At 68.3% G+C, this 7477-nt stretch carries 7 protein-coding genes and 1 pseudogene; 6 read left to right on the forward strand and 2 right to left on the reverse strand.

Annotated elements, in window-relative coordinates; all coding sequences use genetic code 11:
- The 5 genes from DPV74_RS37130 to DPV74_RS37150 form a co-directional block, all read left to right on the forward strand.
- Positions 1-338, forward strand: a 338-nt coding sequence (locus tag DPV74_RS37130) for a nitronate monooxygenase (protein ID WP_205571975.1), incomplete at its 5' end; no start/stop codon positions are given.
- A gap of 80 nt (positions 339-418) precedes the next feature.
- Positions 419-1873 (forward strand): M20 family metallopeptidase, encoded by a 1455-nt coding sequence (locus tag DPV74_RS37135; RefSeq protein ID WP_119338991.1) that lies wholly within the window; start codon positions 419-421, stop codon positions 1871-1873.
- A 40-nt stretch (positions 1874-1913) separates the two neighbouring features.
- Positions 1914-3023 (forward strand): malate/lactate/ureidoglycolate dehydrogenase, encoded by a 1110-nt coding sequence (locus DPV74_RS37140; protein WP_119338992.1) that lies wholly within the window; start codon positions 1914-1916, stop codon positions 3021-3023.
- Complete coding sequence (locus DPV74_RS37145) at positions 3020-3589, forward strand: TfoX/Sxy family protein (protein WP_119338993.1); 570 nt, start codon at positions 3020-3022, stop codon at positions 3587-3589. Before DPV74_RS37140 ends, DPV74_RS37145 begins: the two co-directional genes overlap by 4 nt.
- 317 nt (positions 3590-3906) lie before the next feature.
- Positions 3907-4485, forward strand: a complete 579-nt coding sequence (locus DPV74_RS37150) for an NnrU family protein (protein ID WP_059686762.1) — start codon at positions 3907-3909, stop codon at positions 4483-4485.
- 134 nt (positions 4486-4619) lie between these two features.
- Here DPV74_RS37150 and DPV74_RS37155 read toward each other — a convergent pair whose 3' ends face one another.
- Together DPV74_RS37155 and DPV74_RS37160 are read right to left on the reverse strand one after the other, a co-directional pair.
- Positions 4620-5999, reverse strand: coding sequence for an amino acid permease (locus DPV74_RS37155; RefSeq protein ID WP_060086247.1), 1380 nt, complete (start codon positions 5997-5999; stop codon positions 4620-4622).
- 287 nt (positions 6000-6286) lie between these two features.
- Positions 6287-7024, reverse strand: coding sequence for a sulfite exporter TauE/SafE family protein (locus tag DPV74_RS37160; protein ID WP_027789570.1), 738 nt, complete (start codon positions 7022-7024; stop codon positions 6287-6289).
- A 67-nt stretch (positions 7025-7091) separates the two neighbouring features.
- Here DPV74_RS37160 and DPV74_RS37165 point away from each other — a divergent pair.
- A pseudogene (locus DPV74_RS37165) lies at positions 7092-7477 on the forward strand (hypothetical protein); the annotation flags it as partial.

Raw genomic sequence — 7477 nt, forward strand, 5'->3', positions numbered from 1 at the left:
CGCAGCATCGCGCGGCGGTGCGCGCCGCGCGCGACGACGGCACGCGCCTGACCAACCTGTACACGGGCCGCCCCGCGCGCGGGCTGCTGACGCGCTTCATGCGCGAACAGGGGCCGATGAGCGCGCTCGCGCCGGCGTTTCCGCTCGCGACGGCCGTGGTCGATCCGCTGCGCGGCGCGTTCGAGCGGCAGGGCCGCGACGACTTCTCGGTGCTGTGGTCGGGCGAGGCCGCGGCGCTCGCGCGTGAAGAGGATGCAGGCGAGCTGACGCAGCGCCTGTGGCGCGATGCGCTGGCATGTGCGGCGGGGCTGTGCGACGCGTTTCCGCAGGCGCGCTGAGCGACCGGGAAGGGGGCGCCGGCGCGGGAGCATCGGCGTATCATCTGGGTTTTCGTCAGCCCGATCCAGGCACCCCCACCATGACCTCCGTCGACACTACCCCCGTCCTCGACCATGACAAGCTCGTTACCTTCATCGAGCGCAAGTGGAACGATGAAATCCTCCATGCACTGACCGACTACATCGCGATCCCCGCGAAGAGCCCTGCATTCGACCCCGACTGGGCGAAGCGCGGTTATCTCGAGCGCGTCGTCACCGATGCCGCGCAGTGGGCCGAGCGACAGCCCGTGAAAGGCCTGAAGCTCGAGATCGTGCGCCTGCCGGGCCGCACGCCGGTGATCTTCTTCGAATCGCCCGCCACGCGCTCGGGCAGCACCGACACGATCCTGCTGTACGGCCACCTCGACAAGCAGCCCGAGTTCGACGGCTGGCGCGCGGACCTCGGCCCGTGGACGCCGAAGTACGAGAACGGCAAGCTGTACGGCCGCGGCGGCGCGGACGACGGTTATGCGATCTACGCGAGCCTCGCCGCGCTCGGCGCGCTCGACGAGCAGGGCATCGAGCGGCCGCGTTGCGTCGGCCTGATCGAGACCTGCGAGGAGTCGGGCAGCTACGACCTGCTGCCGTACGTCGACGCGCTGCGCGACCGGCTCGGCCAGGTGTCGCTCGTCGTGTGCCTCGATTCGGGCGCCGGCAACTACGACCAGATGTGGCTCACCACGTCGCTGCGCGGGCTGGTGTCCGGCGACCTGCAGGTCGAGGTGCTCGAGGAAGGCGTGCATTCGGGCGTGTTCGGCGGCATCGCGCCGTCGAGCTTCCGCGTGATGCGCCAGCTGTTCGAGCGCCTGGAAGATGCGAAGAACGGCAACCTGCTGCCGGGCGTGTTCCATTGCGAGATTCCCGACAGCCGCGTGCGCGAAGCCGACGCAGCCGCCGCCATCCTCGGCGACGCCGTGTGGAAGGGGCTGCCGTGGGCCTGCGGCGCGGACGGCAAGCCGGTGCTGCCGACCACGACCGATCCGCGCGAGGCGCTGCTGAATTCGACGTGGCGCCCGTCGCTGTCGGTGACCGGCGCGGCCGGCATGCCGGCGCTCGCGGATGCGGGCAACGTGCTGCGTCCGCGCACCGCGTTCAAGCTGTCGCTGCGCCTGCCGCCGCTCGTCGACGCCGCGCAGGCCGTGCAGCAACTGAAAGAACTGCTCGAACTCGACCCGCCGTATAACGCGAAGGTCACGTTCAAGCCGGACGCGGGCGCCGCGACGGGCTGGAGCGCTCCGGATCTCGCGCCGTGGCTCGCGTCGTCGCTCGATGCCGCGTCGCGTCGCCACTTCGGCGCCGATTGCGCGTACATGGGCCTCGGCGGCACGATCCCGCTGATGAACGTGTTGCAGGAAGGTTTCCCGTCCGCCCAGTTCATGGTGTGCGGCGTGCTCGGGCCGAAGTCGAACGCGCACGGCCCGAACGAGTTCCTGCACGTGTCGTACGCGAAGAAGCTGACGGCGGCGGTCGCGGACGTGATCGCGACCGCGCGCTGAGCGCCACGACTGCCCGCCCCGACCTGACGGAACCTTGCCGATGACCGCCTTGCCGACGCCCGATACCGAACCGCTGCGCATGCGCGCCGAACCGCTGCATGCATTCGTCGCGGCACTCTGGGAACGGGCCGGCAGCAGCGAGCGGGAGGCACGGCTCGTCGCCGATCACCTGGTCGGCGCGAATCTCGCGGGTCACGATTCGCACGGGATCGGGATGATCCCGAACTACGTCGCGTCGTGGCGGGAAGGGCAGTTGCAGTTGAACGGGCACGCGTCGATCGTCCGCGACGGCGGCGCGGTGCTGACGATCGACGGCGGGCGCGGCTTCGGCCAGGTGATCGCGTTCGAGGCGATGGTCGAAGGGATCGAGCGTGCGCGGCGCATGGGCATCTGCGCGATCGGGCTGCGCGACGTGCATCATCTCGGCCGCATCGGGCACTGGGCCGAGCAGTGCGCGCGCGCGGGGCTCGTGTCGTTCCATTTCGTCAACGTGCCGGGTGACCTGCTGGTCGCGCCGCTGCACGGCACCGATCCGCGCTTCGGCACGAACCCGTTCTGCGCCGCGTATCCGCGTGCGGGCAGGCCGCCGCTGCTGCTCGATTTCGCGACGAGCGCGATCGCGTACGGCAAGACGCGCGTCGCGCACAACCAGGGCAAGCGCGTGCCGGCCGGGTCGCTGATCGACCATCGCGGCCAGCCGACCGACGATCCGGCCGTGATGCACGAGCAGCCGTTCGGCGCGCTGCTGCCGTTCGGGCTGCACAAGGGGTACGCGCTGGCGGCGATGTGCGAGATTTTCGGCGGTGCGCTCGTCGGCGGGCATACGACCTACGGCGACACGCTGCAGAAGACGAGCGCGATCGTCAACGGGATGCTGTCGGTGCTGATCGACCCGAAGGCATTCGATGCGGCCGATGCGGAGCGTGAAGCCGATGCGTTCGTCGCATGGGCCAAGGCGTCGCCGCAGGTCGGTGACGCGCCGGTACAGGTGCCGGGCGAGCCGGAAGAGACGAGCCGCGCGGCGCGCGGGGCCGGCGGCATTCCGGTCGATCGCGCGACGTGGCGGCAGATCCGCGAGAGCGCGGCGGCGGTCGGCTTCGACGACGCGGCGCTCGACGCGTGGACGCAGCGTTGCACGGAGCGTGCATGAGCTGGCAATCGGAGAAGGCGCACGGCGAGGAGATCGCGTATCAGCTCGCGCCGCTCGGCAAGGTCGAGGTCGCGCGGTTCTTCAGCGGGGCGGCGATGCGGCTCGATGGCGTGATGTTCGGCTTCATGTCGCGCGGGTCGCTGTTCCTGCGTGTCGACGACGTGAACCGTCCGGCGTTCGTCGCGGCGGGGATGGGGCCGTTCTCGTATGCGAGGCCCACGCGTACCGTCGCGCTGGAGGGCTACTACGAAACCCCGGCCGACGTGCTCGAGGATGCGGGTGCGCTGTTCGACTGGTGCCGCAGCGCGTATCGCGCGGCGCTGCTGGCGGGGCCGCCGAAGCGAAAGACGAGGGCGGCGGCGAAGCCGGTGCCGGAAGTGGAACCGGTGGTGAAGCGGGTGGCGAAAGCGACAGCGAAGCCGGCGGAGAAGTCTGCAGCAAAGCCGGCAGTGAAGCGGGCAACGAAACCGGCGGCCAAGCCAGCGGCAAAGGCGGCAGCGAAACCGACTGCGAAACCGGCAGCGAAACCAGCAGCAAAACCACCGGCGAAGCGCAAGCAAACCTGATGCCGGTCGAGCGAAGCGACACCTTCGCGAATTTCGCTTTCCTTTCTTTCGATCTCGAACGTGTCGGGGCGATTCGCGCGACGCTCGACGCATGACGGGTGCCAGGCGGTGCACCCGCGCAGGTGCGTAAAGTCATGCGGCTTGCCGCACCGCACATCCCCCGTGCTTCACAACGGCGGCCCCGGCGTTTATGATCGGCGCGGGTTGCACCCGTGACTGGCGCGGCCCGCGCCGGCCTCGCCGCCGGCTCCAACGAACGGCGCATCGTATGCCGCGCGGGACGCTTCCCCACTCATCATTCCAGACGGAGACAACCGATGCTCGTCCTGATTCTCGGTTTAGCGATCTTCCTCGGTGTGCACTCGATCCGGATCGTCGCGGACGGCTGGCGGTCGGCGACGATCGAGCGAATCGGCGAGAAAGGCTGGAAGGGCCCCTATGCGATCGCATCGATCGTCGGCTTCGTGCTGATCGTCTGGGGTTACGGCATCGCGCGCCAGGGCGCGACGCTGCTGTGGGTCTCGCCGGTCGGTGTGCGCCACCTCACCGGCATGCTGACCGCGATCGCATTCGTGCTGATCGCCGCCTCCTACGTGCCCGGCAACCGAATCAAGACGCTCGTCGGCCATCCGATGGTGGCCGGCGTGGCGGTCTGGGCGATCGCGCACCTGCTCGCGAACGGCACGCTGCACGCCGTCGTGCTGTTCGGCGCCTTCTTCGTCTGGTCGCTCGTCGATTTCGTCGTGTGGCGCGCGCGTGACCGCCGCGAAGGCGTTCGTTATCCGGCGGGCAGGCTGTCGGGCGACGTCGTGGCGATCGTGGCCGGGCTCGTCGTCTGGGCCGTCTTCGTGCTGTTCCTGCACGGCTGGCTGATCGGCGTGCGGCCGTTCGGCTAAGCCGCCAGGCACTTGCGCGGCCGAGCGGCTGAAAAACTGAGCGGCCGAGCGGCCGAGAAGCCGAGAAGCCAGGCGGTTGAGCAACTGACTGGCCGAGCGGCGCCGGCCAGCGCGCCGCCCGCCGAGGGCAACGGTCAGCGCAGTTTCGCGCCGGCCGTTTCGCCGAGTTGGGCCGGCTTGCGGCGCAGGAAATACGCCGCGACGATCGCGAGCGCCGTCGATACCGTGAACCAGAACTGGAAGCGCGAATCCGGGTTGAATGCCTGCGAGCCGAGCACGGCGACGAGCGCCAGCAGCGCGACCCAGTTCGACACCGGATAGAACCACGCGCGGAACGCCGCCGGGTCGCGTCGCTCGTGCTTCGTCTGCCGGCGCATCGCGAAGTGCGCGACGATGATGAAGATCCACACGATCATCACGAACGCGCCGCTGCTCTTCGCGAGCATCAGGAACAGGTCGCCGCCGCTCACGAAGTGAACGCCGAGGATCGACACGCAGATCGCGAGGCACAGCACGAGCGCGTTCATCGGCACGCCTTTCGCGTTGGTACGGCCGAACATCGCGGGCGCGTGACCGCGCTGGCTGAGCGAGAACAGCATGCGCGAGTTCGAGAACAGGAACGAGTTCATCACCGACATGAACGACACGAACAGCACGATCTTCATCGCGACGGCCGCGCCCGTGAAGCCCGCCATCCCGAACAGCGACACGTACGGCGATTTCAGGTTGGCCTTGTCCGTCCACGGCATGCACAGGATCAGGATCGACACCGAGCCGACGTAGAACACCATCACGCGCACGATCACGCTCTTGATCGCGCGGATCACGTTCTTACTTGGGTTCTCGGATTCGCCCGCCGCCACGGCCGCGATTTCGCTGCCGCCGAGCGAGAAGATCACGACCATCACGCCGGCAAGCACGGGAGAAATGCCGTTCGGCATGAAGCCGCCGTGATCCGTGAGGTTCACGAGCCCGGGTGCCGGAATGCGCGGCTGGAAGCCGAGCAGGATCGATGCGCCGAGCGCCATGAACACGACGATCGTCGCGACCTTCGCGAACGACAGCCAGTATTCCGCTTCGCCGAACGAGCGCACCGAGTACGCGTTGCTCGCGATCAGCGTCACGAGCATGAACAGTGCGCCGGCCCACACGGGCAGCCACGGCAGGAAATCGTTGAGGATCGCGCCGAGCAGGATCGCCTCGACGGTGATCGTCATCATCGACTTGAACCAGTACAGCCAGCCGACCGCGAAGCCGGCCCATTCGCCGAGATAGCTGCTCGCGTAGGTGGAGAACGAGCCGCTGTCGGGATTGCGGGACGCCATTTCGCCGAGCATGAACATGACGAGCGTGACGATCACGCCGCCGATCAGGTACGACAGGATCGCCGCGGGGCCGGCGGTCGCGATGATCGCGCCGGAGCCGACGAACAGGCCTGCGCCGATCACGCCGCCAAGCGCGATCATCGTGATGTGCCGTTGCTTGAGGCTTTGCCTCAAAGAATTGTCCTGCATCTCCTACCTCTAGTTATTGTTGGCCGGGAACGCATCGGGCAGCGGCGGCAACGTTCTGCCGCCGCAGGGACGCCGATGTCGGGGGAGCGTGTGTGACGCGATGTGCCGGGCCGCCGGCGGTGAGTCGGAATGGCGGCCGCGAAGTACCGGTCGGTGCCCGCGAGAGGGCGATGACGACGGCAACCCGGATTGTGGGCGGACACCGCCGTCACCGCAAACGAGATATGAGAAAGACGTCTTGCGGTTTGCTCATCAATTGCCGTGGCGGCGACAAGCGTGTGCGTGGGTCAGATCGGCTTGACGAACAACCCGATGGTCAGCAATGCGCCGATGCAGACGATCCCGATCCGCAGCACGCGTTCGTTCACGCGATGCAGCGCCCACGTGCCGAGCAGCCCGCCGACGACCGCTCCGCCGCCGAGCGCAAGCGCCTTGCCCCAGTGCAGGTGCGGCGACGTCAGGAACAGCACGACGGCCGATGCGTTCATCACGCCTGCGAGCGCGTTCTTCGTCGACATCGCGTGACGCGGCGACAGGCCGGCCATCGTCAGCACGGCCATCATCAGGAAGCCGAGCCCGCCGCCGAAGTAGCCGCCGTAGATCGCGATCATGAATTGCGAGAACGCGGCCGGGACGGTGCCGAGGTGGGCCGTGCCTTCGCCCGGCTTGCGGAAGAAACTGCCCCACGCGAATACGATCGTCGCGAACAGCACGAGCCACGGCACGAGGCGCGAGAAGATCGACGAAGGCGTCTTCAGCAACAGCAGCCCGCCGAGCGCGCCGCCGACCACGCTGATCGCGAACATCGCGCGAAACGACAGCTTGCCGACGCCGCGCACCATGTTGCGGCTCGCCCAGCCGGTCGTGACCTGAGCGGGAAACAGCGCGACCGTCGACGTGATGTTCGCCGAGAGCGGCGACATGCCCGACACGATCAGCGCGGGCAGTGTGACGAACGAGCCGCCGCCCGCGAGGGTGTTCTGCAGTCCGGCCCACAGGCCGGCGAGGATGACGAGAGCGAGCATGGGTGCGCGAACGGGGAGGTGGCTGGAGGCCCGCTTGCCGGAGGCGGGCAGGCGCGGCGGACGCTCGATGGTAATGCAGGATCGCGGACGCAGGAAGGCAGGCCGGGCGTTCTGCGCGATGCGGTGCAGGTCGTGGTGTGTCGACGCGCTGTTGCGCGGCCCGTCGATGGCGGCCGCGCCGATTGCAATCCCGGCGGCGACACCCGGACGACGCATGTCCGCTCACGCGGGAGATCGCCATGGAAAGCCGGATTTAACGCTTCATTACGATAGGTTTACCGGAAAGGTGCTAAATTCGCGCATCGATATCTCGAAAAGTGGCGAGGGTAGACAGATGCTGAAGAAATGGGCCGGAATGGCAGCGATGGTCGGCGCGATGGTGGCGGTCTCGGCGCCTGCCGTGGCAGGTGACACGAACAACGCACTGGGCGGCGCGCTCGGCGGTGTCGCGGG

It is taken from the genome of Burkholderia sp. HAN2018 (assembly GCF_024704855.1).
GTDB lineage: Bacteria > Pseudomonadota > Gammaproteobacteria > Burkholderiales > Burkholderiaceae > Burkholderia > Burkholderia cepacia.